The sequence below is a fragment of the Halodesulfovibrio sp. genome, from assembly GCF_015482765.1.
In the GTDB taxonomy this organism is placed as follows: Bacteria; Desulfobacterota; Desulfovibrionia; order Desulfovibrionales; family Desulfovibrionaceae; genus Halodesulfovibrio.
Map to the genome: position 1 here is coordinate 34,779 of NZ_JADMLB010000078.1, position 26,411 is coordinate 61,189.

23 protein-coding genes and 3 tRNA genes are annotated in these 26,411 nt (G+C 44.6%); 6 read left to right on the forward strand and 20 right to left on the reverse strand.

The window, feature by feature from the left end; all coding sequences use genetic code 11:
- Positions 1 to 508: 508 nt before the first annotated feature.
- The 3 genes from QZY95_RS16125 to kdsB are packed head-to-tail and all read right to left on the reverse strand — an operon-like array spanning position 509 to position 3,212.
- Positions 509 to 1,309 carry a tetratricopeptide repeat protein gene (locus QZY95_RS16125; protein ID WP_290925439.1) on the reverse strand — a complete coding sequence of 267 codons (801 nt, stop codon included), beginning with the start codon at positions 1,307 to 1,309 and terminating at the stop codon, positions 509 to 511.
- Between the two features lie 29 nt (positions 1,310 to 1,338).
- Entirely contained in the window at positions 1,339 to 2,463 is a 1,125-nt protein-coding gene (gene carA / locus QZY95_RS16130; protein ID WP_290925441.1) for a glutamine-hydrolyzing carbamoyl-phosphate synthase small subunit, read from the reverse strand.
- Entirely contained in the window at positions 2,463 to 3,212 is a 750-nt protein-coding gene (gene kdsB / locus QZY95_RS16135; RefSeq protein ID WP_290925443.1) for a 3-deoxy-manno-octulosonate cytidylyltransferase, read from the reverse strand. The genes carA and kdsB overlap by 1 nt, the downstream gene beginning before the upstream one ends.
- A 236-nt stretch (positions 3,213 to 3,448) precedes the next feature.
- Here kdsB and QZY95_RS16140 point away from each other — a divergent pair, with 236 nt between their 5' ends.
- Positions 3,449 to 4,642: a DNA polymerase IV gene (locus QZY95_RS16140; protein WP_290925446.1), complete on the forward strand. Its 1,194-nt coding sequence runs from the start codon at positions 3,449 to 3,451 to the stop codon at positions 4,640 to 4,642.
- Between the two features lie 20 nt (positions 4,643 to 4,662).
- On the opposite strand, the gene QZY95_RS16145 is transcribed toward QZY95_RS16140, so the two are convergent.
- The 3 genes from QZY95_RS16145 to QZY95_RS16155 form a co-directional block, all read right to left on the reverse strand.
- Entirely contained in the window at positions 4,663 to 5,268 is a 606-nt protein-coding gene (locus QZY95_RS16145) for a hypothetical protein (RefSeq protein WP_290925447.1), read from the reverse strand.
- A gap of 12 nt (positions 5,269 to 5,280) precedes the next feature.
- A complete protein-coding gene (locus QZY95_RS16150; RefSeq protein ID WP_290925449.1) occupies positions 5,281 to 5,709 on the reverse strand; it encodes a hypothetical protein in 429 nt (142 codons plus the stop codon).
- A 308-nt stretch (positions 5,710 to 6,017) separates the two neighbouring features.
- Positions 6,018 to 6,527: a periplasmic heavy metal sensor gene (locus QZY95_RS16155; RefSeq protein WP_290925451.1), complete on the reverse strand. Its 510-nt coding sequence runs from the start codon at positions 6,525 to 6,527 to the stop codon at positions 6,018 to 6,020.
- Between the two features lie 239 nt (positions 6,528 to 6,766).
- Here QZY95_RS16155 and QZY95_RS16160 point away from each other — a divergent pair, with 239 nt between their 5' ends.
- The 3 genes from QZY95_RS16160 (at position 6,767) to QZY95_RS16170 (ending at position 11,045) form a co-directional block, all read left to right on the forward strand.
- Complete coding sequence (locus QZY95_RS16160; protein WP_290925453.1) at positions 6,767 to 8,587, forward strand: ATP-binding protein; 1,821 nt, start codon at positions 6,767 to 6,769, stop codon at positions 8,585 to 8,587.
- Positions 8,587 to 9,942, forward strand: coding sequence for a sigma-54 dependent transcriptional regulator (locus QZY95_RS16165; RefSeq protein WP_290925455.1), 1,356 nt, complete (start codon positions 8,587 to 8,589; stop codon positions 9,940 to 9,942). Before QZY95_RS16160 ends, QZY95_RS16165 begins: the two co-directional genes overlap by 1 nt.
- 167 nt (positions 9,943 to 10,109) lie before the next feature.
- The gene (locus QZY95_RS16170) at positions 10,110 to 11,045 is read left to right on the forward strand and encodes a hypothetical protein (protein WP_290925456.1); all 936 of its coding nucleotides are present in this window, start codon (positions 10,110 to 10,112) and stop codon (positions 11,043 to 11,045) included.
- 205 nt (positions 11,046 to 11,250) lie between these two features.
- Here QZY95_RS16170 and QZY95_RS16175 read toward each other — a convergent pair whose 3' ends face one another.
- A complete protein-coding gene (locus QZY95_RS16175; RefSeq protein WP_290925458.1) occupies positions 11,251 to 12,267 on the reverse strand; it encodes an amidoligase family protein in 1,017 nt (338 codons plus the stop codon).
- Positions 12,268 to 12,478: 211 nt separating this feature from the next.
- A complete protein-coding gene (locus tag QZY95_RS16180; RefSeq protein WP_290925460.1) occupies positions 12,479 to 13,780 on the reverse strand; it encodes a GGDEF domain-containing protein in 1,302 nt (433 codons plus the stop codon).
- A 301-nt stretch (positions 13,781 to 14,081) separates the two neighbouring features.
- On the opposite strand from QZY95_RS16180, the gene mtnA reads away from it, so the two are divergent.
- Positions 14,082 to 15,131 (forward strand): S-methyl-5-thioribose-1-phosphate isomerase, encoded by a 1,050-nt coding sequence (gene mtnA, locus QZY95_RS16185; protein ID WP_290925462.1) that lies wholly within the window; start codon positions 14,082 to 14,084, stop codon positions 15,129 to 15,131.
- A 303-nt stretch (positions 15,132 to 15,434) separates the two neighbouring features.
- On the opposite strand, the gene QZY95_RS16190 is transcribed toward mtnA, so the two are convergent.
- The 6 genes from QZY95_RS16190 to QZY95_RS16215 form a co-directional block, all read right to left on the reverse strand.
- Positions 15,435 to 15,510 (reverse strand) — tRNA-Lys (locus QZY95_RS16190).
- Positions 15,511 to 15,653: 143 nt separating this feature from the next.
- A tRNA-Lys gene (locus QZY95_RS16195) sits at positions 15,654 to 15,729 on the reverse strand.
- Between the two features lie 137 nt (positions 15,730 to 15,866).
- Positions 15,867 to 15,942, reverse strand: a tRNA-Lys gene (locus tag QZY95_RS16200).
- Positions 15,943 to 16,012: 70 nt separating this feature from the next.
- Entirely contained in the window at positions 16,013 to 17,302 is a 1,290-nt protein-coding gene (gene serS / locus QZY95_RS16205; protein ID WP_290925464.1) for a serine--tRNA ligase, read from the reverse strand.
- A 132-nt stretch (positions 17,303 to 17,434) separates the two neighbouring features.
- Positions 17,435 to 17,815, reverse strand: a complete 381-nt coding sequence (locus tag QZY95_RS16210) for a hypothetical protein (RefSeq protein ID WP_290925466.1) — start codon at positions 17,813 to 17,815, stop codon at positions 17,435 to 17,437.
- Positions 17,816 to 18,133: 318 nt separating this feature from the next.
- Positions 18,134 to 18,532, reverse strand: coding sequence for a PilZ domain-containing protein (locus tag QZY95_RS16215; protein WP_290925468.1), 399 nt, complete (start codon positions 18,530 to 18,532; stop codon positions 18,134 to 18,136).
- Positions 18,533 to 18,886: 354 nt separating this feature from the next.
- On the opposite strand from QZY95_RS16215, the gene QZY95_RS16220 reads away from it, so the two are divergent.
- On the forward strand, positions 18,887 to 19,378 hold the full coding sequence (locus tag QZY95_RS16220) for a YchJ family metal-binding protein (protein ID WP_290925470.1): 492 nt from the start codon (positions 18,887 to 18,889) through the stop codon (positions 19,376 to 19,378).
- A 73-nt stretch (positions 19,379 to 19,451) separates the two neighbouring features.
- On the opposite strand, the gene cydB is transcribed toward QZY95_RS16220, so the two are convergent.
- The 6 genes from cydB to QZY95_RS16250 all read right to left on the reverse strand — a co-directional run.
- A complete protein-coding gene (gene cydB / locus QZY95_RS16225; protein WP_290925472.1) occupies positions 19,452 to 20,480 on the reverse strand; it encodes a cytochrome d ubiquinol oxidase subunit II in 1,029 nt (342 codons plus the stop codon).
- Positions 20,481 to 20,524: 44 nt separating this feature from the next.
- A complete protein-coding gene (locus tag QZY95_RS16230) occupies positions 20,525 to 21,823 on the reverse strand; it encodes a cytochrome ubiquinol oxidase subunit I (protein ID WP_290925473.1) in 1,299 nt (432 codons plus the stop codon).
- 632 nt (positions 21,824 to 22,455) lie between these two features.
- Entirely contained in the window at positions 22,456 to 22,908 is a 453-nt protein-coding gene (locus QZY95_RS16235; protein WP_290925475.1) for a universal stress protein, read from the reverse strand.
- Positions 22,909 to 23,178: 270 nt separating this feature from the next.
- Complete coding sequence (locus QZY95_RS16240) at positions 23,179 to 23,625, reverse strand: universal stress protein (protein ID WP_290925477.1); 447 nt, start codon at positions 23,623 to 23,625, stop codon at positions 23,179 to 23,181.
- Between the two features lie 155 nt (positions 23,626 to 23,780).
- The gene (locus QZY95_RS16245; protein ID WP_290925479.1) at positions 23,781 to 24,227 is read right to left on the reverse strand and encodes a YqaA family protein; all 447 of its coding nucleotides are present in this window, start codon (positions 24,225 to 24,227) and stop codon (positions 23,781 to 23,783) included.
- Positions 24,228 to 24,854: 627 nt separating this feature from the next.
- Positions 24,855 to 26,411: PEP/pyruvate-binding domain-containing protein (locus tag QZY95_RS16250; RefSeq protein ID WP_290925481.1), on the reverse strand; the 1,557-nt coding region annotated here is incomplete at its 5' end.

Below are 26,411 nucleotides of genomic sequence, written 5' to 3' on the forward strand. Positions count from 1 at the left end.
TTTTCCTCGCATAACTTACGTTGACCTCTAATCAAATGTTGTTCCGTGCTTTTTGGGTAAAAGAATGTGAAAAATATGTCAATCACCATAATTCAAGAAAAGAAACGGATTAACCCACTGAAATTCAAGTTTATTAAAAGTAGAGCATCCTTTTTTTATGAAGTATGAATTCAAAAAAACTTGAAAAAAATGGTGAGATAACGACATTTTTCACGTACTTTTCAAAAGCATAATGGTTTGAATTTATGATGAAATATTATTTTTATTGCAATATTGTGTTTTTTTGCACAAAGCCAAATATTTCGAAAATCAAACTTTATTGCGCAGGTGCTGTTTTTTCTAATTTTTATGAAAAGTCAACTAAATAAGTGTATGTGAGAGATAGAGATAAAAATAACGCGAAGGCAAAAAAAGAGCAGGTAGTCGTGACTACCTGCTCTTTTATAAGCTGCTTATTTTCAGGGGGCTGTGTATAAAAACGTACTTTCGATTCAGTATGCTTTTCGAATTACGCTATTCTTTTTTTTGCAAATGCGAGCATTTTTTCCGCTTCTTTAAATTCGGGATCCAATTTCAGCGCCATAAGCGCTGACTTTGCACATTTATCCCATTTTTCCCAGTCAACGTATACACGACCAAGGTTAAAGAAGAGGTGCGGGTCTTGTCCGGCAACCTTAACGGCTTTTGCAAAGTATTTCTCTGCAACGTCGAATTTACCCATTTTTCGAAGCGCCATGCCGATACTGTTGTAGTAGCGGATGTTTTCCGGAGAAAGCTCGATTGCTTCAGCAAGTTGCGAGAAAGCTTCGCTATACATTCCTGCACGGATGTACCGCTCTGCGATATCGCTTTTGAGTTCTGCGTCTTCTGAAAATCTGGTGAGCAACGCGTTGAATACAGCAACAGCATCTTCATGCCGTTGTGTATCAAGAAGGAGTTGCCCTTTTTCCAGTTCTGCTTGTTTTTGCTTTTCCAGCGCTTCAAGCATTTGCTGAGCTTCGTCCGCAACATTTTTTTGTAGCTCAGTAAGTAGTTCCTTCAGCGTTTCAATAAGCTGACGCTCTTCACCTTCTTTGAAGATAAGTGCGATAGGAAACACTTCTTTAAGCTTTGGTGCGGCAGCTAAGTACATTGTACTGTCTTCAAGCAAGCGTAAAAATTCCTGCTTTTCGGCTTTCATTAACGGATGCTTTAAGTAAGCAATTAATCCGTCATGCAGCGCCTGAGCAGCCATTTGAATTTTATCTTGTTTTAAGTACGTACGAACATTGCTCAGCTGGGTACGAGCTCTAGTCAGTTCAGCAGACATCCAAACCCCCTTTTGGAAGCGTGATGAAACTACTTGTCCAGACTGTCTTTAACCATGTCACTGAATCGTTTAAAGAAGTAGTGACTATCGTTAGGTCCAGGACAAGCTTCAGGATGGTGTTGAACAGAAATTACTTTTTTAATTTTATGTGCAATACCTTCAACGGTGTTGTCGTTGAGGTTGATATGTGTAATTTCTACGTCATCACTATCCAGTTCAACACAGAACCCGTGGTTCTGCGAAGAAATTTCAATGCGCCCAGTTGTCAAATCCTTAACAGGATGGTTACAGCCGTGATGCCCAAATTTAAGCTTGGATGTTGTGCCGCCTAATGCGTGTCCAAGCAGCTGATGACCAAGGCAGATACCGCCAACAGGCATCATATCGCAAAGCTTAGTAATTTCGGCAATTTCATCTTTAAGAGTAGCAGGGTCACCAGGGCCGTTGGATAAAAATACTGCATCGGCACCAGTTAAAGCAACCTGCTCTGCTGTAAATGACGGAGGAACAACTAGTAAGTCAAGTCCCTGTTCATGCAATAGGCGTAAAATATTCCATTTAATGCCAAAGTCGTACACAACAACCTTTGGACCTTTGCCGGTCCAGTTGTAAACACCGTCTACAAGTCGGATGTTCTGAGGTCGAACACCGTCCCATCGGTATACATCAGTTGGTGCAACGTCTTTTACAAGATTCAATCCTTCCATAGAAGGAAGCGCTTTTGCTTTTTCTACAAGCTGTTCAACATCAAGTTCTTCTGTAGAAATGATTGCGCGCATTGCGCCGTTCTTACGGATATGGCTTGTAAGAGCTCTCGTATCAATACCTTCAATACCAAGCACGCCACTTCTCTTAAGGTAATCCGGCAAAGAAGCAACGGAACGCCAGTTGGAAGGAACTTTACAGCATTCTTTAACGATAAGTGCTGCAGCGTGAACTCCGCCTGACTCAATATCCTCTTCTGTTACGCCGTAGTTACCGATAAGCGGGTATGTCATACATACCATCTGCCCAGCGTAGGAAGGGTCTGTCAAAATTTCCTGATACCCGGTCATACCAGTGTTGAAGATGACCTCACCGCCAGTTTCACCAGGTCCGGTGAATGAGCGACCCTCAAGTACAAAGCCGTCTTCAAGTGCCAAAATGGCTTTCATCAGGCGTTCTCCCGTAAAAGTTTTAAAATTACGTCTATATCTTCAGGACGATCCACACCGTGTGTCTTATGCTCCGTGCATACCACTCTGATTGGAACATTATTCTCTAAAAGACGCAGTTGCTCAAGTCGTTCTATGCGCTCTAAGCGTGATTGATCCCACTCTGTGAACTGCTTTAAAACTCCAAAACGGAAAGCATATAAACCGATATGCCCAAGATACCCGTCAGTTAACTCCTCATCCCTTGAGAAAGGAATCGGTGAGCGTGAAAAGTACAGCGCATCACCGTTAACAGCCTGAACAACTTTAACTTTGTTCGGACTTTGTGCCTCTTCTGTGGAAATTGTATGTGCAAGTGTTGCCACCTGTACATTTCCATCTGTTAAGAAGGGAGTAACCAACTCGGTGAGCATAATCGGGTTAAGCGCAGGTTCGTCGCCTTGGATGTTCACAATAACAGCATCTTCACCAGCACCCAGCAGACAAGCCGCTTCATATACTCTGTCTGTACCGCTTGGGTGGTCTTTGCGGGTCATAACGTATTCTACATTAAGTTCGCGAGCCATGCTTGCAATACGTTCATCATCAGTTGCCAGCACAACCTTGTCGAATTCCGGACAGGAACAGGCACGCTGATATACATGCCAGAACATGGGCTTACCCTCGATAAGGGCAAGTGGTTTGCCTGGAAAACGCGAGGAGTCGTACCGGGCAGGGATGATGCCGAAGCAGGAAGCTGTTAGAGCCATATGCACACCTATTTCCCTGTATTCAGGGATTTTCATAGATTGGACACAGAAAAGCCCCACGCTATGGGGCATTGTTTAAACCGTCAGAGAGTATGCTAGTTCTTTAGAAAAGAAAAGCGAAAAAATCTATTTTTCTATCATGCTGTTTTAAAAACATTCTTATTGAAAATGGCCCTAACAAGCGTTGCCTCTTGTCAGGGCTTCTTTCCTGTTGGTCATTCTGCTATAGAAAGCGCATGAAACGTTGCATCATGCACCTTGATATGGACGCTTTTTTTGCTTCAGTAGAGCAGCTGGATCATCCGGAATGGCGGGGAAAACCTGTTATTGTGGGTGGCTCGGGTGATCGTGGGGTCGTTTGCGCAGCTTCTTACGAAGCGCGTAAGTTCGGCGTGCACTCAGCCATGCCTATTGTTCAGGCAAGAAAATTGTGTCCGCATGGCATTTATACAGGCAACTCTCGTGAGCGCTATGTGGAGCTTTCCAGAAAGGTGATGCATGTTTTGTATTCATATTCTCCTGTTATTGAAAAAGCTTCTATTGATGAAGCCTACATTGATGCCACAGGCACTGATCATTTGTTCGGATCTCCCGTGGAGATGGCAAAGGAGATGAAACAGAAGATTCATGATTCTGTTGGGTTAACCTGTTCAATCGGCATTGCACCGGTAAAATTTCTGGCAAAAATCGCCTCTGACTACAATAAACCCAATGGGCTCTATGCTCTTTTTGAAAAAGATGTCCCTGCGTTTCTGCAAGAGCTTCCAGTGCGAAAGATACCGGGAGTGGGAAAGAAATTTGTTGTTAAGCTCGATGAATTGGGCGTCAGCACCTGTGGACAGGTTCTTGAATACTCATTGGATTTTTGGGAGCGTCGGTTCGGAAAAAGCGGCATTGCGTTATGGGAACGTGCTCAGGGCATAGATCCGCGAGAAGTGGAAACGTCAACCGAGGCAAAGTCAGAGAGTGCAGAAAACACACTTCATAAGGATACCCTTGATAAAGCGCTTCTTAAAAAATGGCTTATGCGTCACGCTGACCGTGTGGGACAGAATCAAAGAAAATATGGCTTGAAAGGGCGTACCATAACACTCAAACTGAAATATTCAGACTTTCAGTCTCTTACCCGCAGTAAAACATTACCCGATCCTACCAATACCACAGATGTCATCTATCAGGTTGCCGCTGATCTTTTAGACGGTATCGATCTCGTACGGCCTGTACGGCTGATAGGGCTGGGGCTTTCCAACTACAACACTACCGGTGTGGAACAGATGAACATGCTCGATCATATGACGCATAAATGTTCAGGAGTGGTTCGCGCAACCGAGCAGCAGCAAAAGCTGGATAAAGCGCTTGATGCCGTGCGCAGTAAATTTGGAAATAAAGCTATTTGTCGCGGCAGCCTGTTTAAGTTCGATGACGATTAGCTCATGAGCTATCCCCTTCGCTAATATTGCCCCTCTTTTATTTTCAGCTGTTTTTTCAGGTGCCGCAGTTTACTCGGCGCTATTTCTTTTGGAAGAAACTGAATTCGTGTTTTCAGTGTTTCATCACAACATGGGCAGAGAACAATTTTGCCGCCCAATGCTGCATGTTCCAGTAAGAGTTTTTTCAATCGAGGAAGATAAGTTGCCTTATCGCTGGGGAGAACAACTTCAGGAACAACAGGCTTAATTGTTATTCGCTGCTGGTCAGGACAAATTGGCATTGGCTGATGCGCCTTGTTTGTTCTTTTGAGAGAATATGTTGTCATCTGATTAAATGGAATACCGCGAAGAATCGGAAGAGAAGCTGCGCTGCTTTTGAAAAGGATGACAGTTTGAATTCCTGCCTTTTGGCGTTTGGTAGCAAGCGCTATCGTCAGGGCAGCTTGCCGAAGCATGGTCGCTTCAGGGATGACAAAGGTCATAGAACCATATCGAGGGGGAGTAGCAGAATAAAATTGTGAAGGAAGCGGTGTACCGGCAAAACAGATTGTCGAAAAGAAAAGCACAAGGCTTATCGATAGGAGACAATGTTTGCCATGGAGTAATCCTCTGCTCAGTGCGTACATCAGCCTCTCTCCCTATTCAAATGCCGGACGCATTGTATCACCGGCATGAATGCTGAATGTAAGTTCATCCGGTGCCTTGTAGGCATTTGAGGGCAGTTCATTTGGTCTGATGCCAAATTTTTCCATACAATGAGGACATACCGCAATTCCACCTTCGTATTTAGCGCTTCTTAATACAGCAGAACGCAGTAATGTCACCCCGCTCCCCTCTAGCAGGACAGTTGTATCAACGCCTTTGTTGTAAAGGTCAGTAGCAAGGTTCAAAGTTGTTTCGGCTTTTTGAGGATCAGCAGTGTTGATAATGAGGGTGAGCTCTTTTTGCTCCGGTTTTTCCATATAAATTGCGCCGGAATTACGACGAGTCTCGTACTGCATGGCAAGCGCAGAGAGTATGGGTACCAGTGTAATTATTGCTATCCAGATAAGGGTAGTTCGACGCATATTTCTCCCCCAAGAGTGTCTTTACGTACAACTGTACACAACATTGTACTATCCTGAGAGAACGCCTCAATGATAGAGGGCGTGATGAGGAGCGAGTTTTGTCTGAGATATAGAAAAAGCCCTGAACTTGAGGAGGTGTTCAGGGCTCTTCCTTATGGGGGAGAAAGGGTACCTATTACCCTTTTATTCATATTACCCGGGGAGGGGTAAGTATAACCTGTTTGCAATAGCGTCACGCGAGGTGAAGGACTCGCTGCCACGAGTTGTGACGTTTTTGCTGTGTATATGAAGGAAAGTGTGATGGATGGTTATTGTTGAGCTGGTGCCTGCATAGGTGCGTTCATTGGCATATTGCCGCAGTTACCCATGCCGTGTCCGCCACCGTGACCACGATTCATCATCATGCCGTGACCGCCGTGTCCGCCACCGTTCATACCAGGGCAGTTGTAGCCCATTTTGCCTCTACGATGAGGATTCATAAGTGGCTCAATACCAACTTCTTTTTTTACAGCTGCTGCAAAGGTGGCACGCTGGTCACGCATTTCAGCACGAAGCTTGTTCATTTCAGTGACAATGCTCTTAACTTTGTCAGCATCAATATTTTCATTATTCATAACTGCATTAAGTTCTACATTTTTTGCCCACATAGCATCACGGAGCGGAGTAGTATCTTTAATGAAGTCATCGTGCAGTTTCATGTATTTCTGCTGCTGTGCTTCGCTAAGGTCCGTCCAGTTTGGACCTGCTGCCAATGCTACTGTCGCCACTGCCATAACACACGCTGTCGCAACTAATAATCTGAATGCTTTAAACCGCATAATGAACTCCTATGTTTAAGAATCAAGTAATGGTTCGTGTTTTGCTAGTTCTTCTAGAGCAACGCGTGTGCCAAACTTTTCAAAAAATATAAAAAGTTATGTAAAACAGTGCGTTAAATGATTAAGTAATGACTCGGCAGATTATATGCTGAAATAAGTGTGTAAAAAAAATATACAGAATGTTTTGTGCAGATTGTTCATTTTTTTTACACTGAAAAAAAAGAATACACAGGGCTGGTATGAAAGAGACTAATCTTCGTAATAAAAAATTTGTACGATCTCAGTTTGCTACATCGTTGTGGCTGCTTATCGGGGGAATAATTATCCTCGGGGTAGTCATCACGTTCATGACAATTCGTGGCATTGAGCAGGAAAATCGTCAGCTCGAATCCTTTTATGAAGAAAAAGGTGCTTCTATTATTACGGCACTTGAAGCAGGAACACGAACAGATTTACGTCATAATATGCGTACGCTGAGACTCCAGACCTTGCTGGAAGAAATGTCAGAGCAGTCAGGTATTCTTTTTTTAATGGCTACAGATGCTAATGGCATGATTATCGCCCATAGTAATCCTGATGCAGTTGGTTCACAGGCATTTACAACACAGCAGATACAAGAACTTCGCCCCGGAAAAGCCGTCTCATGGCGAATTATGGAGCAAGGCAAGCACAAAGCTTTTGTTGTGTATAAAGAATTTCGTCCTTTTGCTCCTCCAGTGGATGGTCGGGACCGCATGATGTCTCATGGAATGGGAATGATGCGTCATAAAATGCATGCAATGCGGCGTGATTGTTCCAGAGAAGAGCATATGCTCAGGCAAAAGCTGTTTCCAGCTGACGGGCGTCCGGCTCCTGTTATTTATATAGGGTTAGATGAAAAAACGTTTGCAGCAGCACAGCGGGTGAACAGGGAACATGCCATGGTCAATGCCGTGTTCATTCTCCTGATAGGCCTTGCTGGCTTCTTGGCGTTGTCATGGGCGCAGAAAGCCAGACAATCCCGACGAAGCATGCAGAGCTCTCAAGCGTTAGCGAACGAGGTTATGTTCAGTCTTCCGGACGGATTACTTGTTACGGATGATGAAGGGCGCATTGCCTTGTTGAATGACGTGGCTCTTGAGCAACTTAATCTTTCAGAGAAGAATGCTGTGGGGAAACTTCCTTCAGAAGTTCTTCCGGAGTGTGTGGCACGCCTTGTAGAATTGACAGGCGGTGAAAGCCTTTCGGAAGTAGAGGTTGAATGCCACGGTGAACGCGGTGAAGTTATCCCTATAGGTGTCAGTGGATCAGCGGTAACTCTGGATGACGGTACAGCCGTCGGGTATGTATATTTGTTGCGCGACCTCCGCGAGGTACGCAGGCTTGAAGCAGAAGTACGCAGGAAAGAGAAGCTGGCAGCAGTAGGCTCTCTCGCTGCGGGTGTTGCCCATGAAATTCGTAATCCGTTGAGTTCCATTAAAGGGTACGCAACGTACTTCGGCAGTCGTTTTGATGAAGGGTCAGAAGACAGGGAAGCAGCAAATATTATGGTGCATGAGGTAGAACGGCTGAACAGGGTAATTACAGATTTGATCAGCCTTTCCAGACCGTCAGACCTTCGTCGGGCTGAAACTGATTTAAATGTTTTGATAAAGCACTGCTTCGGACTCATAAAACAGGATGCAGCCACGCATGGTGTTGAACTTCAATTAACTACGGATGAAACATTACCGTCGTTGTTTGTTGATCCGGACAGGCTTTCACAGGCCGTATTGAATATTTGCCTCAATAGTCTTGAAGCAATGCAGGATGGCGGAACACTTTCTATGCAGTTATCCCATACTGATGAAGTTGTTACGCTTGTCATTGCTGATGATGGAAAGGGTATAAGTAAAGAAGACGCTGTTCGTATTTTTGAACCGTACTATACAACAAAGAGCCAGGGGACAGGGCTGGGACTGTCTATTGTTCTCAAAATTATAGAAGCACATGGCGGCACAATCCGTGTGAAGTCACAGGAAGGTGCAGGTGCTCAGTTTATTATTGAAATTCCAGTGTCACCGGTAGGAGAAAACGCATAATGAGCGCGCAAGTATTGATAGTAGATGATGATTTAGCGCACCGTTCCATGCTTAAAACCATCATCAAAGGCTGGGGCTACGATGTAGCCGAAGCTGATGATGGTGACATTGCAGTCGAAATGGTTCGTAACCAATCGTATGATTCTATTCTGATGGACATAAGAATGGTGAAAATGGACGGGATTACAGCCCTTGAGCTTATCAAGGAGTATAATCCATCAATTCCAATTTTGATCATGACGGCGTTTTCTTCCGTAGATACGGCTGTAAAGGCGTTGAAGATAGGGGCATACGACTACCTTACTAAGCCGCTGGATTTCGATGTGCTTAAGCTTACGCTCGAACGGATGTTGGACCACACTCGTCTGGCTTCAGAAAACGAAGAGCTGCGAAGCATTCTTGAGCCGAATAATATGGGAATGGTCGGTAATAGTGACGTCATCAAAGAGTTGCGTAAAATTATTGCTACAGTGGCTCCTTCAGAAGCTTCTGTTCTTATTACCGGAGAATCCGGTACCGGTAAGGAGCTTGTAGCCAACGCTATTCATAGTGCCAGCACGCGTGCGGATAAAGCGTTCGTTGCTATAAACTGTGCTGCGTTAAGTGAAAATTTGCTTGAATCGGAATTATTCGGTCACGAACGCGGGGCATTTACCGGAGCAGACAGGCGCAGAGAAGGACGTTTTGTGCAGGCAGACGGAGGAACCCTTTTCCTTGATGAGGTAGGAGAAATACCGGTTTCTCTGCAACCGAAGCTTTTACGTGCCCTCCAGCAGGGAGAAGTGCAGCGTGTCGGCAGTGACACCGTTGAAAAGGTTGATGTACGTGTGATTACAGCAACAAACCGTGATCTGCCTGAAGAAGTTGAAAACGGTAATTTTAGAGAAGATCTATACTACCGTCTTAACGTTATTGCGCTGCGAGTTCCGGCATTGCGGGACCGTCCGAGCGACATACCGTTGCTGGCGGAATTTTTCATGAAGAAATATTCAAATAAAAACCGCAAAAGTATTAAGGGGCTTGCTCCGCAGGCGATGGATACACTTATTCGTTACGGATGGCCTGGCAACGTTCGTGAACTGGAAAATGTTATTGAACGTGCAGTAATAATGACTATGGGTGAGTATATTTCTACCCGTGAATTACCGCTGTCCTTATCGGCCAAAGAAAACGAAGCCCCTGTTCAGCCTTCCCAAGCAGCTGCTTTAACAGGAATGTCTCTTGATGAATTGGAGCGTAAAGCCATTTTGGCAACGCTGGAAGAAAGTGAATACAACAAAAGTAAGACCGCAAGAAAATTGGGAATAACGCGTGCTACTCTGCATAATAAGCTAAAACGTTATGGATTTGAGTAGCATTTTATTGATTATACTAGTATATACGACCAATCGTTATCTCATTTATACTACGTAATCCTTCTTATCGCCCTAGTTACATGTACAAATGATGCCCCCTACCTGCCACTTTAAAGGGGTATTCTGGTACATACGCTAAGAAGGAGAGCACAAAAAGTGGAGGCAGAATGGAACCGTTAAGCTTAACGACGTTACTAATCTGTTTTGGTGGAGGAATTCTTGGCGGCGCTCTCGGCGGGTTGCTGTCGTTCGTTCTTTGTGGTCTGTTCGTATTTTCAGGCTGCTTAATCGCTTTAGCCGGCGGCGGAGATTTTATGATCGCCGCAGTTGGTTTCGGTCCTATTTTTGGACCGCACGTTGGTGGCTTCGCAGCTGGTGTTGCTGCTGCTAACTACGCACAGGGCATTCGCAAGAATCATCCTACAGGTGGAGCTAAGGATATTCTCGCATCTTTGATGCCTACATCATGGGACGTACTGTTAGTTGGTGGTCTGTTCGCAGTATTCGGTCACCTTTGCAACTTGTGGTTCAGTTCTTTCATGGTGGGTCAGGATACAATCGCACTTACTGTTCTTACCAGCGCTTTCGTATCTCGTGCATTATTCCTTCGTCAGAGCCCGTTTGGTAACTCTGAATCAATCAAAAAATTCGGTCTGTTCGGTACCGATGACACTAACTTGTCATGGGTTCCTTGGATGCTGCCGTTCTCCCGTATGATCATGTTTGCTATCGGCATCGGCCTCGTAGGCGGTGGCGCAGCAATGGCAATCGGTGAATATGCTGTAGCACAGGGCATTGCTTCACCATTAACAACTACTGCTCAGGTTGTAATTGGTTGGGCAATCGCCGCAATCTCTCTTATTTCCTTGCAGCTTGGTACAGATACCGTTCAGCGTGTACCTGTTTGGCATTGTCAGGCGATTCTTGCCGGTATCGCTTGGGTTAACTTTGGTAACCTCGGAGTTTGTGTTGCAGCAGCAGTTGCAGGCGCACTTCTTCAGGAACTCGGCGCACGCTTGTTCTGGAACCATGGTGACACCCACGTTGACCCGCCAGCATTCGGTATTGCTGTAGGTACTTGCATCCTTAATCTTCTTGCGTAATTTTAATGAACAGTGCTTTTCGTAAGTACTGTTCATTTTTGTTTGATAGAAGAAAAGATGTATTAACGAGTGGCAGAGTTAATTTTGAAGCGGCTTTTCCTTTAGGAAAAGCCGCTTTTTTATGTGCTTGCAGTTGCGAGTAGTATCAATATTGATTTTAGATAGTTTCTGTTGTCTTCGATTAATTACACTGCTCAATAGCATACTATGGCTGAACTGTTAGCCATTCACTGAGACTTGTAAGCCATTCAGAAATTGGCTCATTGTTTGACTCAAGATACTGTTCACACAGCTTCTTTAAGCGATCAGGGTCAGCAGCTAATCGTTCAACTTCAACCCAGCGATTCCACTCAACGGCCACCGACCAGTCCGGTTCATCTATCCGGCAATCTGGAAGTCTGTAATGGTAGGCAGGGCGGGCCTTAACTAGATTGTGCTCAACATTGGCATGAGCAATGCTGTCTGGAAGAGCAGCAGCAAAGAGCGGGAGCATATCAAGAGGTCTGTTTCTGGTGGGATTGTGCTCCAAATAGTCTTTAATGAGTGTTTCTAAATCAGGAGCATAGGTCGGGGCGAGAACGAGTTTTACATAGGTTTCAGGAAAGTCATCAATGAACGGTGCAATTCTGCGGGTTAAGTCGACATCAATTTTTTGCTTCAACCAGTCGCACAGGAGTAAAAATGCACGAATATGGGCAAGGATGGATTCGCACGTAAGAGAAGGTGCTTCCGGATTAATATGTAGCCCAAAGTTAAAAAGGAAAGAAGCTTTTGTTCCTAACGCATTGTGTTCCCTTAAGTCCTCTGTAAGCAAATCAAGCTTTGTGAGGTTGTCTATTGGCAACGGTGGGGTAACAATTTCGAACGGAACGCCAAGTGAAGCTATCCTTAGCATTATGGAGTCAATACTTTCAAGCTCATCATTCGTTAGATCAATACCGAGAGCTTCAAGAGCCCCTTCCCAGGCTCGTTTTTTTATGATGTCTGCATCAACCTCAACGGTAAAATCACCGTATTCACTATCTGTAACAGCAATTTCAAAATTTGTTTTTGGGGCGATACGGCCTCCAAAACGATTCGCAACAATCGAGGCAACATTTTTTAAATTTACTCCAGTAAATTCGAATTCGAATCCTGCACGACGGGGATTGCCATCTTGATTAAGGAGATGGGGAGGGAGTACAAATTGGTGTACCTGTTTGGAGTTGTCTCGAGTCTTCATGCTGATTCTCCTAAATCATAACAGTATAATGGAACAAAGTATTATGTACTTGATGCACCTGAAGAGCATCACATTATACGGGGAATTTTTCTTGATTTAGAGAGAATAAGTACTTTTCCCCCTTTGAAAAGGGAGTAGGTACGTGCTGGAGCTGTGAACCATATAGCGAAAACAGCAGGCATGTTACCTTGTCGCCTTATTGCGAAGGGGATCAGCGTGTATTGCGTTTTCGTGAAGAGCTGTCTTTTGAGCGGTTTCTTGGAGCTGCTGCGAGCTTGACGATGTTACGTCCCGCTCCTTTAGCCTTGTAAAGGGCTCTGTCGGCTTGTTTTACCACTTCCATAGGTGATTGTGCCCCGTCGGTTCTTTCGGCTACGCCAATGGAAATAGTGACGTTTACGGAGCCTTTTCGAGCATTGCGTTTTTTAGGAGCGCGCTTGCCGCTTCGAATATGAAAATCGGTCGTAGCGATACGCTGGCGTAATTCGTCCAGATGCGACTGCACTTCCTTTGCTATCCCCTTCGGAAAAACAATTGTGAACTCTTCTCCGCCGTAGCGATACGCCTTTCCGCCGCCGGAAACTCTGGAAAGATGACCGGCAACCATGCGAAGAACATCATCACCGATATCATGCCCGTATGTATCGTTGAATTTTTTGAAATGGTCGATGTCTACCATTGCCAGCGCGTACTTTCTTCCAAGTTTTTTAAAGTCGGCGTTCAGTGCTCTGCGTGATGGCAGATCAGTCAGCTCATCAACATACGCCATGAAATATGAATCTTGAAAAAGAGACAGCGTCACAATAAGTGCGGCAGCTGAGAAGAAAAGGGCACTTGCATTGGGGACTGCAACATAATGGTATGCCGCTAATACAGCAATGCAGCTGGTAATCAGTGTGACGTAGAGACTGTCCCGTTTACCACGGTTCGAGATAACAAAAAGAGCAAGAACCAGAAGAACTGAGCCTGCCAGAATAAGTACGGATTGTGGAAGAAATGTCCAGTTACTGGCCCACGCAGGGAGAATATCGACTCGATCAAGGGAAAGGGCAACTCCTTGCAACCAGCTTATGATTCCGCTTTGTTGTGGAGGAGCAAGCATGGAAGCAACCATTGCAGACTGGATAGCGATAAAGGCAAAAGAAATAGATCCCCAAAGAGTAAGAACACCTCTGTCCTCGCTATTGGCAAAGATAACAAGGTTAACTGGCAGCAGTAAGGCCGAAAGCCCGTACGCAAGGCGCAAGCGCATGCCTGTACTGCTCATATTGGGCAGATACAGTGTAATAAACCAGCAGCAAAGCGCTATCAGTAATAGAAGAAATACAGCTCTGCTTCGTTTAAATTGCCACGCCATGGCACCGCCGCTGAAGGCGAAAACAAAAGGAAGAGCAGGCATAATAGGAAAAACTGACTGCGGAATAGCGTGCGGGTTCATTACGGCAAAGAACGTTCCCCCAAGGATCGTAATAGGCAGGAACAAAGAGAGTACTAAACTGGTAAGTGCTCTCATAAAAACCTCGTAACCTTTGATATCATCTTAAATTCCAACCCTCTCTAATACATCTCATAGCCTGAAGTGTCATCGGGAGCAATCCCCTGTGTAGTGCCTTGCCCAGATAGAACCAACAGGGTATCTGTTTGGACACAACTTTTACTCACAGAATGCGTTTCTCACTAGTTTTTTACCCGGATTCATGGGTAGAGAGATAAAAGCAGATTTGTTGGCTTTTATGAATATGGCTTACATCTGCCCCCCCAAATTCATATATCGGCGTGTTGAGGCGTTTTCTAAACCCCATAGAGAGTATTTAATGGAACGTCATATTCGTTTTTCTGATGAAGAATCTGCACTTGTGTTGCTTGACCAGCGCTACTTGCCAACTCGCGAGGATGATTACTACTGCCGCACTGTCGAAAATATTATCTATGCGTTGCAGACCATGGTTGTTCGCGGTGCACCGGCCATCGGTGTTACAGCAGCATATGGTTGCTGGATTGCCGCAAAAGAAGTTGCTGGCAGTGATAACTGGAAGGAAGCCTTGCAGGTAAAGCTTGAAGAGATTGCTGAAGCCCGTCCTACCGCAGTAAACCTTCGTTGGGGTGTAGAGCGCATGAAGGCTTTGTGGGAATCTTCTCAGCCGGAATCTTTAGAAGCTCTGATGGCGATCTGGCTTGAAGAAGCAAAGGTCATTCATAAAGAAGATATTGCAATCTGCAAGCTCATCGGTGTGCATGGCGCAACCGTTATTGATGACGGCGATACCGTTATGACCCATTGTAACGCAGGCGCTCTGGCTACAGCAGGATACGGAACAGCGTTGGGTGTTGTCCGTGGTGCTGTTGATGCTGGTAAAAAAGATATTTCTGTCATTGCTAACGAGACCCGTCCGTTTCTTCAGGGCGCTCGTTTAACTGCATACGAACTGAAAGAAGATAATATTCCGGTTTCAGTTGCGTGTGATAACGCCTGCGGACTGCTTATGCGTCGCGGTATGGTTGATAAAGTTGTTGTCGGTGCTGACCGTGTTGCTGCAAACGGTGACGCGGTGAACAAGATCGGCACGTACTCAGTTGCTCTTCTCGCAAAAGCACACAACGTTCCTTTTTATGTGGCTGCTCCGCTGTCTACCATCGACAGAAATATGCCGGATGGTGACTCTACCCCGATTGAAGACCGAACTCCTTTGGAAGTAACCCATGTCGGAGAAACACAAATTACACCGGACGATGTTCCAGTATACAACTTTGCATTCGATCCGACCCCTCATGAACTTATTGCGGGTATCGTAACAGAAGTTGGCGTGTTGCGTCCTCCTTTTGCAGAGTCCATTAAAAAAGCGTTTGAAGAACAGAGTAAGTAGCGTTTGCACTTGTTTTGTTTGAGAGAGGTCAACATTCTTAGAGATAAGAATTGCTGATCGATTTATCTAACAGTAAAGACTGTCTCAAAAAAATGGGGCAGTCTTTTTTATTGCGCTGTGGAATTATCTCTGCCACCGCAAGGCGTAAAGGCGTAAAGGCGTAAAGGCGTGGAGATGGAAAGCTTTTCTTTTAGTTAACGCATAACTTGAATGTGATGTGGAAAAGCCTTTTCCTGTGTTGTTCTAAACAATAGACATAAAAAAAGCCGTACTCGCTTTTGCGAATACGGCTTATGAGTCCAGTGGTGGGTCGTACTGGGCTCGAACCAGTGACTCTCTGCTTAAAAGGCAGATACTCTACCAACTGAGTTAACGACCCGTTCGGAGATGTGGTTTATAGATTCCGTGTTGTCTTGTCAAACACTTTTCAAAAAAAATATTTTTTCTTGATGAACTCTATTTTTCATCTCTTGCACCCAAAAAAGCCGCATTCGCTTTCGCGAATACGGCTTATGTATCCAGTGGTGGGTCGTACTGGGCTCGAACCAGTGACTCTCTGCTTAAAAGGCAGATACTCTACCAACTGAGTTAACGACCCTCTTGAGGAAAAAGTTTTTATAGGCTTCGCTTCCTCATGTCAAATGTTTTTCAAAGAAAAATTTTGACCGGCTAAAGCCTTACTCAAACGGTTGGTCAGTAATAGACCGGAACCGAAGTTCCGGTCTTTAAATCCCATGGTGGGTCGTACTGGGCTCGAACCAGTGACTCTCTGCTTAAAAGGCAGATACTCTACCAACTGAGTTAACGACCCGTTTGAGGAGTGCAGTTCTATAGTTGAGCACTCAGATTGTCAAATACTTTTTTAAAAAAAAGTGATTTTTTTATTTAGTTGCCATTTCAGGAGTGATTTTTTCAAGACCACCCATGTAAGGGCGCAGGGCTTCAGGGATTACAATGGAGCCGTCTTCCTGCTGGTAGTTTTCAATGATAGCAATCATTGTACGACCGGTAGGGAGTCCGGAACCATTCAGTGTGTGAACAAATTCCGGCTTCTTAGCACCCTTGCGTTTGAACTTGAGGTTCGCACGGCGAGCCTGAAAATCAACGCAGTTGGAGCAGGAGGAAACTTCACGGTATTTGTTCTGACCCGGCAGCCATACTTCGATATCGTATGTTTTTGCTGAGGAGAAGCCCATATCGCCAGTGCAAAGAGTCACAACACGGTAGTGCAGGCCAAGGCGCTGGAGAATATTTTCAGCATGCTGACGCATATCTTCAAGTTCTTCATAAGACTTGTCAGGGTGTGCGTAGCGAACCATTTCAACTTTAGTGAACTGGTGCTGACGGAAAAGTCCTTTAGTGTCTTTACCGTAGCTGCCGGCTTCAGAGCGGAAACACTGAGTCTGTGCAGTGAAAGCACGCGGCAGATCTTCTTCTTCCAGAACTTCACCGGAGTGCATGTTGGTTAACGGCACTTCAGCAGTTGGAATAAGGTAGTAGTCTTTGTGGTTCAGACGGAACAGATCTTCTTCAAATTTAGGCAGCTGACCGGTACCGGTCATGGTGGTGCTGTTCACGATAGCAGGCGGGAATACTTCGGTGTACCCGTGTTCCAGAGTCTGCATATCGAGGAAAAAGTTAATGAGCGCACGTTCTAAGCGAGCAGCCCAGCCCCAGAGTACCGCAAAGCGGGAGCCGGTAAGTTTAGCAGCGCGTTCAAAATCAAGACCGCCCATGGTCTCTGCAATCTCCCAATGTTCTTTAGGAGTAAAGGTCATGGATGGCTTTGTGCCCCATTTGTGCAGCTCAACGTTATCGTCTTCGTCTGCGCCAACAGGAGCACTTTCGTGAGGTATATTAGGAACGGCAATAAGCCATTCATTCATAGCAGCTTTAATGGTCTCTGTTTCAGCATCAAGCTCTTTAATTTTATCGGACAGTGAACCGAGACGGGAAATAAGTTCAGATGCGTCTTCGCCAGCGCGTTTCATCTGAGCAACTTCACCGGATGCTTTGTTGCGTTCGCTTTTAAGAGATTCGAGTTCTACGAGTAATTCTCTGCGACGTGTGTCAATTTTAGTAAACTCTTCAACATCAATAGAAGAGTTTCGCTTAGCCAAAGCTTCGGCTACAACTTGCGGATTTTTCTGCAAAAGTTTGAGATCGAGCATTGAAATGCGGCTCCTTGAAATTTTGTACGATTTGTTAGCATAGCCGCAGGAAAATATGGCGTCAACTTAGATAGTTTGACGCCATAATTTTGTTACCAGAAGTTGTATCAGACTTGGGGAGAATGCAGCTTTTTATGAATTGAATATCTCTGGATGGATTTCCTGCAGATAATCCATAAGGCGCGGGTATTCAAAATCTTCCACCATTTCCCGTTGGTCACCGTGGGTGTAGTAGCCAACCCAAACTTTTTCCAACAAAGAACTCGGGTATCCGTTTTGCGGTTCATTCATTACCCAGACACGAACATCAATTCCTTTGTACTCTGTCTGGCGTGTAAAAGCAGTGCTGCCGGTGGGGGTAAGCGCAATGGCATATCCAAGGGCAAGCATAATTCTCTGAATATCGTTATGTACTTCTTCCTGAATAGGAACATGTTGTATTTTTTGTTTAAACGATTCTGAAAGTAGAGACTGCATTTCCTGTTTTTTACGTGTAGTACGAGGTTCTGCCATGACTGTTTCCTTTGTTTTTCCTGCATAACAGGGACGAAGTAAGCGTAAACAAAGTAGCTGAATCATTACAAATATGCGAAAACAGTCGGTTTGTGTCAATGAACATTAAACAAGTTTATCCGCATCAGAAGTCCTCAAAAGTCGGGAGTGCACGGGGGCTGTGTGCTGCGGGAGGTTGTTGATTGCATTATTTTTTTGAAAAAAGGATAAAATTGATGTGGTTTTGCATCATCAATTAGAAAGTAGCTGGTTAGAAAATAAAAAAGATCGCAAGTGGATGCGATCTTATCGTTGGCGAAATTTGAATGAATCTGGAGGCTAGGTTCGCTTATCCTTCAGATATCTGGCAAGAGCCTGCTCAGCACTTTTACTCATATTTAAAAATTCAATACCGATAGTCGAGGCATTATCTTCAATATTCGCCCAGATAACACGTGAAACAACTCGGATCTGACAAGGAACATCACACGTGAGCAGAGCGTTGTTCTGTAATTTCTTTTCGAATCCGGGAAGCTCGATGTTTACTTGCTGGACGCTTCCCTTGGGGATAACGCAATCAACTTCAAGCATGGCTCCTTTAGAGGTAATGTCTACGCATTCTGCTTTGTAGGCCTGCTGGCAGGACATTGGGAAGACAAACTCCGCAATGGAAGCAGAAAAAGGGTGGGTGTAACGTGGCATTGCCCTGCGTTCTTGATGGTGAACTTCGTGTGGCATGATGCATTGTCCCATACTGTTTAAAAGGGGTTATGTGCGCCGCGTAGTTTTGCTTCTCTATATATAGTGAGAAGCGATAGAAGAGTGCTTGCGTGGAAATATCACAGCAATTACCTGTTGATGCTATTATAAATTGTCTGTTATTTTAAGAGGGTATGGTTCTCTTGCCAGACTATTTTGAATGTTGTACGCACTCTCCAACATGTTGTAGCCGTCTTGAAATATGTGGCGGAGAGCGATGCACATGCGCTTTTTGTCCGTATGACTATCCTGATACTGTTGCAATTATGTTTCAACAACGTAGTATATATGAAAATAGACCATAAATTTTAAATGGATATAGAGGAATACATCATGGCTAAATGTCCTTGCGGTTCTGAACTTGAGTTTTCTGCATGTTGCGAACCTATTATTTCCGGTGAGACCCCTGCCCCGACAGCGGAAGCACTTATGCGCTCCCGTTACTCTGCACACGCAACAGGTGTTTACGAATACCTTGGTACTTCTATGCACCCGGAAATGCGTGGTGATTTGTCCGTAGATGAAATTAAAGAATGGTCTGAAAAGATTTCTTGGACAGGTCTTGAAATTCTCGGCACCAAAGAGGGCGGAGAAGGCGACGAAACCGGTGAAGTTGAATTTGTAGCACATTACAAACTTGGCGGCGTGCCTCAGGAACTTCATGAACACAGCTTCTTCCGTAAAGAAGGTAAAGACTGGTTCTACGTTGAAGGCATGGTTCAGAACCATGACACCTACCGCCGCGAAACACCGAAAGTAGGCCGTAACGAGCCATGTCCTTGTGGTTCCGGTAAGAAGTTCAAAAAGTGCTGCGGTAAAAACTAAGCACAGGCTAAAGAATAAAAAAAGGGTGTCCTTCACATGAAGGACACCCTTTTTTTATGTATTTTAGTTCGTGCTAGTAAGCTTCGTCAGAATCAAGCACTTCGTCATCTACTACGTGCATGAGCAGTCTAACTGCCCACAACTGGTAGAGAAGAACAAGCGGAATGATAACAGCAACTACACCAAGCATAATCTGCAAAGTAAGTGTGCTGGAAGCACCGTTGAAGATAGTAACCGAAGCAGCTGGATCAAGGTTTGATGGCAGAAGTTTCGGGAACATACCTACGATACCGAACATGATAACGAAGAAGATGGAGATAGCGTTACTGATCCAGGCAAGGTGATGGCGTCCTCCGGCAAGGAAGATGCGAACCATAAGCAGCGCTGTTACGCCGATTGCAGGGATAGCAAGCAGTACACCGTTTTTCTGGTAGTTAGCAAACAGGTCTGTGTAGATGCCGGTAGCAGCAAGGAATGCAAGAGCAAGTGCTACAGTAAACGGCCACAGTCTTTTTGCATATACGATTGCGCGATCGTGGATTTCACCGTCAGATTTCATGGAAAGCCACATAGCGCCGTGCATAGCGAAGTTGATTACAAAGAATGTACCGCCGATGATGCCGTATACGTTAAGGAGCTTAATGATGCTACCGTGGTATACGCCGTCTGCGTCAAATGGAATTCCCTGGAAGATGTTCGCAAATGCCACACCGAAGAGCAGAGCAGGGATGAAGTTGCCGAGGAACTGGAATACGTCCCACATTCTGCGCCATCCGTCAGAATCTACTTTGTTACGGAACTCAAAACTTGCTGCACGCATAATGAGTGCAAAAAGAATAATGAGAAGCGGTGCGTACAGTGCGCTGAACATAATCGCGTATGCTTTAGGGAACGCAGCAAAGGTGATACCGCCGGCGGCAATCAGCCAAACTTCGTTACCGTCCCAGAAAGGAGCGACAGTATTGTACAGAACGCGCTTTTCGCGCTCGTTTTTCGCAAAGAACGGGAACAGGGTTCCAAGCCCCAGATCGAAGCCGTCTAACACGAAGTAGACGCCCCACAGGACTCCCCATAATAAAAACCAGATAAGTTCAAGAGTCATACAAAAAACCTCTCTATTGATTGCTTAGGATTTGTCCTGCCGGCCTATTTAGGGCCTTTCATTGCGTACTTCCTCAGCAGGTAGATATCCAGCAGACCAAGGAAGGTGTAAATTACAGTAAAGGCGACAATAGACCAGACAACCATGGAGGCTTCAATCGGAGAAGCCGCATCTGAGGTTCGGAGCATATTGTATACAATCCAAGGCTGACGACCAACTTCAGTTACTGTCCATCCAAGCATAATTGCGATGTATGGCAGCGGGATGAGCCAAGGAAGTATCTTAAGAACCGTAGTTTTTTCTTCAATTTTCTTACGCCACACAAAAAGAGCGATAGCAAGAAGCGGGAAGAAGGAGCCTAATCCAACCATCAGGCGGAAGCTGATGAATGTAGGCAGAACCGGTGGACGGTCTTCTTTCGGGATATCGTTCAGACCGGTAACTTCTGCATTCGGGTCATTGTAAGCAAGGATAGACAATGCATCCGGAATTGGAAGAGCCTGAATCGCGTTTCCTGTGTTCTCAGCATTTGGCCATGTGAGAAGGTACATAGGAACATTTGTGCCGGTTTCCCAATGGGATTCCATAGCTGCGAGTTTTGCAGGCTGGTATTTTGCGGCAATCTGTCCCTGATGGTGACCTGCTGCTGCTGTGGTCAAAGAGAAGATAAGGAAGAAGATGGAAGCAATTTTGAAAGAACTTTTAAACAGTTCCACTTCGTTTTTGCGTACAAGGTGCCATGCTGAAATACCAAGTACAAACAGGCCGCCGACCATCCATGAGGAAGATACGGTGTGGGCAAATTCACCAAGGCCGTAAGGGTTTGTTATAACAGCAAAGAAGTCGTTTAACTGAGGTTTTCCATCAACCAGTTTGTATCCTATTGGATTCTGCATGAACGCGTTTGCCATGATAATCCAGTATGCTGACATGTTGGAAGCAAGTGCTACAAGCCAGATACACATACAGTGAACTTTTTTGGAGACTTTTTTCCATCCGAAGAACCAGACAGCAATAAAGGTAGATTCAAGGAAGAAGGAAGTACTTGCTTCGATAGCAAGCAGAGAACCGAAAATATCACCTACATACTCAGAGTAGCGTGACCAGTTGGTACCGAACTGGAATTCAAGGGTAATACCGGTAACTACACCGAGGGTGAAGTTGATGATAAACAATTTACCCCAGAACTTAACCATACGCTTGTACATCTCGTTACCGGTGCGCACATACATGGTTTCCATGATGGCAAGCAGTACAGACAGTCCAAGCGTTAATGGTACGAAAATAAAATGGAAGAATACAGTTACTGCAAACTGAATTCTGGACAGCATTACTACGTCCATACATTAACCCCCTTCGGCTTACGTCCTGTAAACAGGCAGCGGACGCCAAGGTTTCGTAAAAAATGTTGAATATTTTTAACAGAACACACACGATTGTCCTGTCAGTCACTCAGTAATGGTAATCAATACTAAAACGGACATTTTTGCAACTACTAAATCGCGTTTATGTCGTGAAAGATATGTAATTACTCCTTCTTTTTAGCATCATATTAAAAAAATAGGTAACGAAAAAAGTATGATACAGTTATATTGTGCGGCTGGATAAGATTTTCGTTCAAAACACAGAAATTTAGTTTCACTTACGTTAATTGTCGGCATCTGGCTAGAGAACTTCATTTTCTTTAGTGTGCTATTTTGAAATTTCCTGAAACGTGTGTTGATTACCAAACTTCCCGGTGGATTATTGTGCATCTTTTTTTGTCCTGAACGGGACAAAGATAATCCTTTTTTCCTCATAATACTAATAGGTAAAAAGGTGAAATTGGGCAAGAAACAATAGAAAAGCCCCACCTGAATGAGCGGTCAGGCGGGGCTTTTCGTTTTTGCGTTACAACAATTTGAATGTGTGGTGTCCGTCTATGTTCGAACAGAGCTCACATTCAGCTGGCTGAGCGGGGAGTAGAAGGGTGTTGCTAACCTTTGCACTCAGCCGGATGGATAGTAAGAACAGGAGTGTTGGAGTGTTTCACAACTCTGTTGGCAACAGAGCCGAAAATTACGCGTTCAACACCTTTGCGACAATGGGTTCCCATAATAACCATGTCATACTCATCAGAATGGATCATATCCATGATGATGTCTTGAGGTTGTCCTCGACGTAACTTGATGGCTACATCAACTTCTCCAAGGAGTTCTTCGGAGAGTTTTTCAAGCTCGTCTAACGCGCGCTGCTTAGAGTCAGCTTTTAGTTTTTCAACGATGTCATCAGTGAGATAAACATCATAGAAACGGTCAAGAGGCGGACGTGCATAAAGCAGGGTAATTTTTGCATCAAGTTTTCCTGCAAGCAGTTTTGCATATTCAATAAAATATTCATTGTCTTCCATTACATCAACTGGAACGAGGATATTTTTGATAGTACGCATAATGACCTCCAAATGATTCTTAATCGGGGATAGTTGTTACGTTGAGAATGTTTCCAGACGGCTGCTGTATTCAGGCGTGTAAAATTGTGCAGCTACACACGTTGTCCGACTGATTGTCATTGCTCTTAATAGTAATCAATACTAAAATGAGATCTAATGCAACTGGAAAATGAAAAAAAGAGCAAATTTCTTGTAATACCTTGAAGATAGAACAAATCCCTCATGAGTATGTTTTTTCAACTCATGAGGGATTACTACTATTATTTCAAGTTATTGCATGTCTGGCCGCACTGTCAGTACGGGAATGTCGGCTTGTTTAACAACATGGTTTGCAACTGAGCCGAACATAAGGCGATCAACACCTTTTCTGCTATGTGTGCCCATGATGATCATGTCAAAGTTACCTTCTTTTGCCACACCAAGAATCACATCCTGAGGTTGTCCGTTTGCAAGGCGTTGTTGAGTCTCAATTCCTTCAAAGTGTTGCTTAACAAACTTATCAAGTTCTTGAGTCGCACCCTGTTCAGATTCTTCATGGAATTTTGAAATGGTGTCCTGCGGAAGGTACAGCCCGAAGTACTGGCTTAATGGCGGAGTTGCATAAACCACGGTCATTTTCGCCTGCAATCTTTCCGAAAAAAGTTTTGCGTAGGCTGCAATAAAAGTACTGTCTTCCATCAGATCAACAGCAACAAGGATGTTTTTGATTGTTCTCATACCTTCCTCCTGCGCGTAAGAATTCACTACAATACATATAAAGATGTTTGCCTCATTCTACCATAGGGAGCCTCAGTGTATAGTCTTTTCATGGCTCTTCGGAACTTTTTTTATCCTTCTTGAAAAGAATAATACGGCAAATTTTATGTGCAAGTCTACATGGCTTGAAGAGTAAGCCATGCAAGTGCTGCATACCGTAAGAATTTTCCGATGAGGACAAGAGAGAGGAAGGATATAAAGCGAACGCGGGCAACACCGCCGACAAGGCAGAGCGGATCACCAATTACAGGAACCCAGGAGAGAAGAAGCGACCACTGTCCCCAATTATTATAAAAACGGTAGGCTTTGTCTTGTGAAGGGGCATCCATGCGCAAAACGCGTTCAACAAGGTAAGAACCTCCCCAGATGCCGATAGCATACGTTGTACACGCGCCGAGGGTATTGCCGGCGGTAGCAACAAGTACAGACGTGGGCGCAGAAAAAGTTCCTGCAACCATAGCGACAAGCAACCACTCAGAACCAAGTGGAAGAACTGTTGCAGCAAGAAAGCTGAGGAGAAAAAGGGCAGGGTAGCCGAATTCAGGTGAGAAAAAATTAGACATGTGCGGGTACTGTTTCAAAAAGAAAGGTCGGCGTCAAACCAAGTTGAAAAGCAAACAATACATATTTTTGGGGTGTGATATGGGGAGATACCCCGTAAAACCAAGAGAGGCTCTGTAATCATCGAGATTACAGAGCCTCTGCAAGGAAATATTCGTGGAACATTCAGGCTATCTGACTACTCCCCGCCATTAAAGCGCAATCACAGCGGGGTGTCAGATAGAAAAAGGAAGTTTAGGTAAACTGGTACCGGAGGTGAAACGAGTGTTGGCAGTTACTCACAATTTCACTGTGTTAGAGGATACCACATGTGCTTTTTTGAAAAGCTACTTTCATTATAGCAACTGTGATGCCAACTTTCGAAAAATGATAGGAAATTTTATAAAACGCACGATACCAAGGCTTTGCCGAGGTTGTGTTATAATAGTGACTACTCATTTTGGTTGCAAAAATGCATCGTTATTAAAAGGTCGATTTTTGCCTCTTGTTGCTTTTTTGCAACCCTAAATTAGAATCCTTATTTTGCAAGGGTTAGACGCCGATCTAAAACAATCTAAGAAAAAGTGAATGTTTCATATTTGCAACATTTTAATAAAATTCAATAAATACAGTTAGAAATGAGAGCTGTGCTATAGAATTGGAACATCAGGCGCCTGAGATGCAGGTCTCAGTATTGCACTCTCTGCTGTTCTGCCATCAACTTTAATAGTGATTGGAGAATCAAACCGTATGTGCGTTATAAACTGCTCTTTATGGTGCACAGGCATTGAAGCAAGCCATTCCCAGTGGATAAATTCTTCAGAAGAATTCGTCACCATAATGTAGTTAATGCCGAGTGTGGTGATGCAATGGAAGAAGTGTGACCCTTGAGACGGTTCAACGCGTAAGTTTTCTGTGAATGTTTCAACAATGGCAGAAACACCCGAGATATCATTCCATTGAACGGGAACACCAAGCCAGCGGTCAGAAGTTCCCCATCGACCGGGGCCGACGAGAATGTATTTCCGTTCTTCGCGCAGCATCTGCTTGTTGCATTCAAGAATTTCCTGCTTAATTTCCATTGTTTTTGCCACATCAAAGTCATCAGGATGTATGAAGAGTATGTCATACACATCGTTACTTTCCGCGTTTCCAAGAGCGTGTTTTGAGTAGCAGAACGCTGCGGCTTTTTCTTGTTTCGTGATGTTCACCGTTGAAAGGCCGGAAAGTGAGCTCATAGGACGCAACTGAAGCAGAGCAAATTCGGCATTGGCTCCGTCAGCGTCCATATTGACGCAGAATTCAAGCTCCACAGGGCCGCCCATGGCTTCTTCCGCCATGGAGAGTAAATCGTTCAAGAGTTCGGCAAGCGGGAACAGACCGTGGTTAAGCACCTGAGCAAATAAAAGAACTTTCGAGCTACCCGGAATAGATGCCGTATCACGGATAATTCCCTCTTGAGGCAGATAGCTGCTTGCAAGAAATGAGATTGGGCCATGAGGTTCTGCATTGTATATACGTCGTTGAACCAGTGCTCCTTTCTGTTCTTTAGCTTTGGGAGCAAGTTCCGGATCACCCATGTACAGACTGTAAAAAGTGCTCTGCGAATTTTTAAGAAGTTCCTGAAGGTTGGCAGCCTGTGGTTGAACAGAAGGACATTTAGGGCAGAAACGGAGAACCTGCCCGCCATCCATAACGGTTTTTCCTAACCCCATGGCTATAGAAGCAATGCCGTCATCTGTTTTCATCCGCCCGAACGGATAGAAGTTTTTAGACTGGGCGACACCTGAAATAGCAGGATAAAAGTAGTCATCATAATGCCTGCCGATTACTTCTTGGATAATGACGCCCATCTTTTCTTCATCAGTACGTAACTTCACTCTGCGAGAAAAAGATTTTGGTGATTGGAAGAATGTGGACGCGTAGACTTTCTTTACCGCTGTCGCCAACTCTTCATACCGTACTTCAATATCAGGATGTGTATTTGTCAGCATGACAGTAGAGTACAGCCCTGCATATGCCTGATACTGGGCATCTTCTAAAAGACTTGAGGATCTTACTGCCAGAGGCTTTTTTACTTTCTCCAAAAAGATCCTGAGCTTGCTGCTCAGCCAGTCGGGAAGCTTGGCTTCCAGACATATTTTGACAACTTCTTCGTCTTTAAAGTCTTCATCTGCAAGATAGCCGAGGTCATTAAGCCGAAGGAA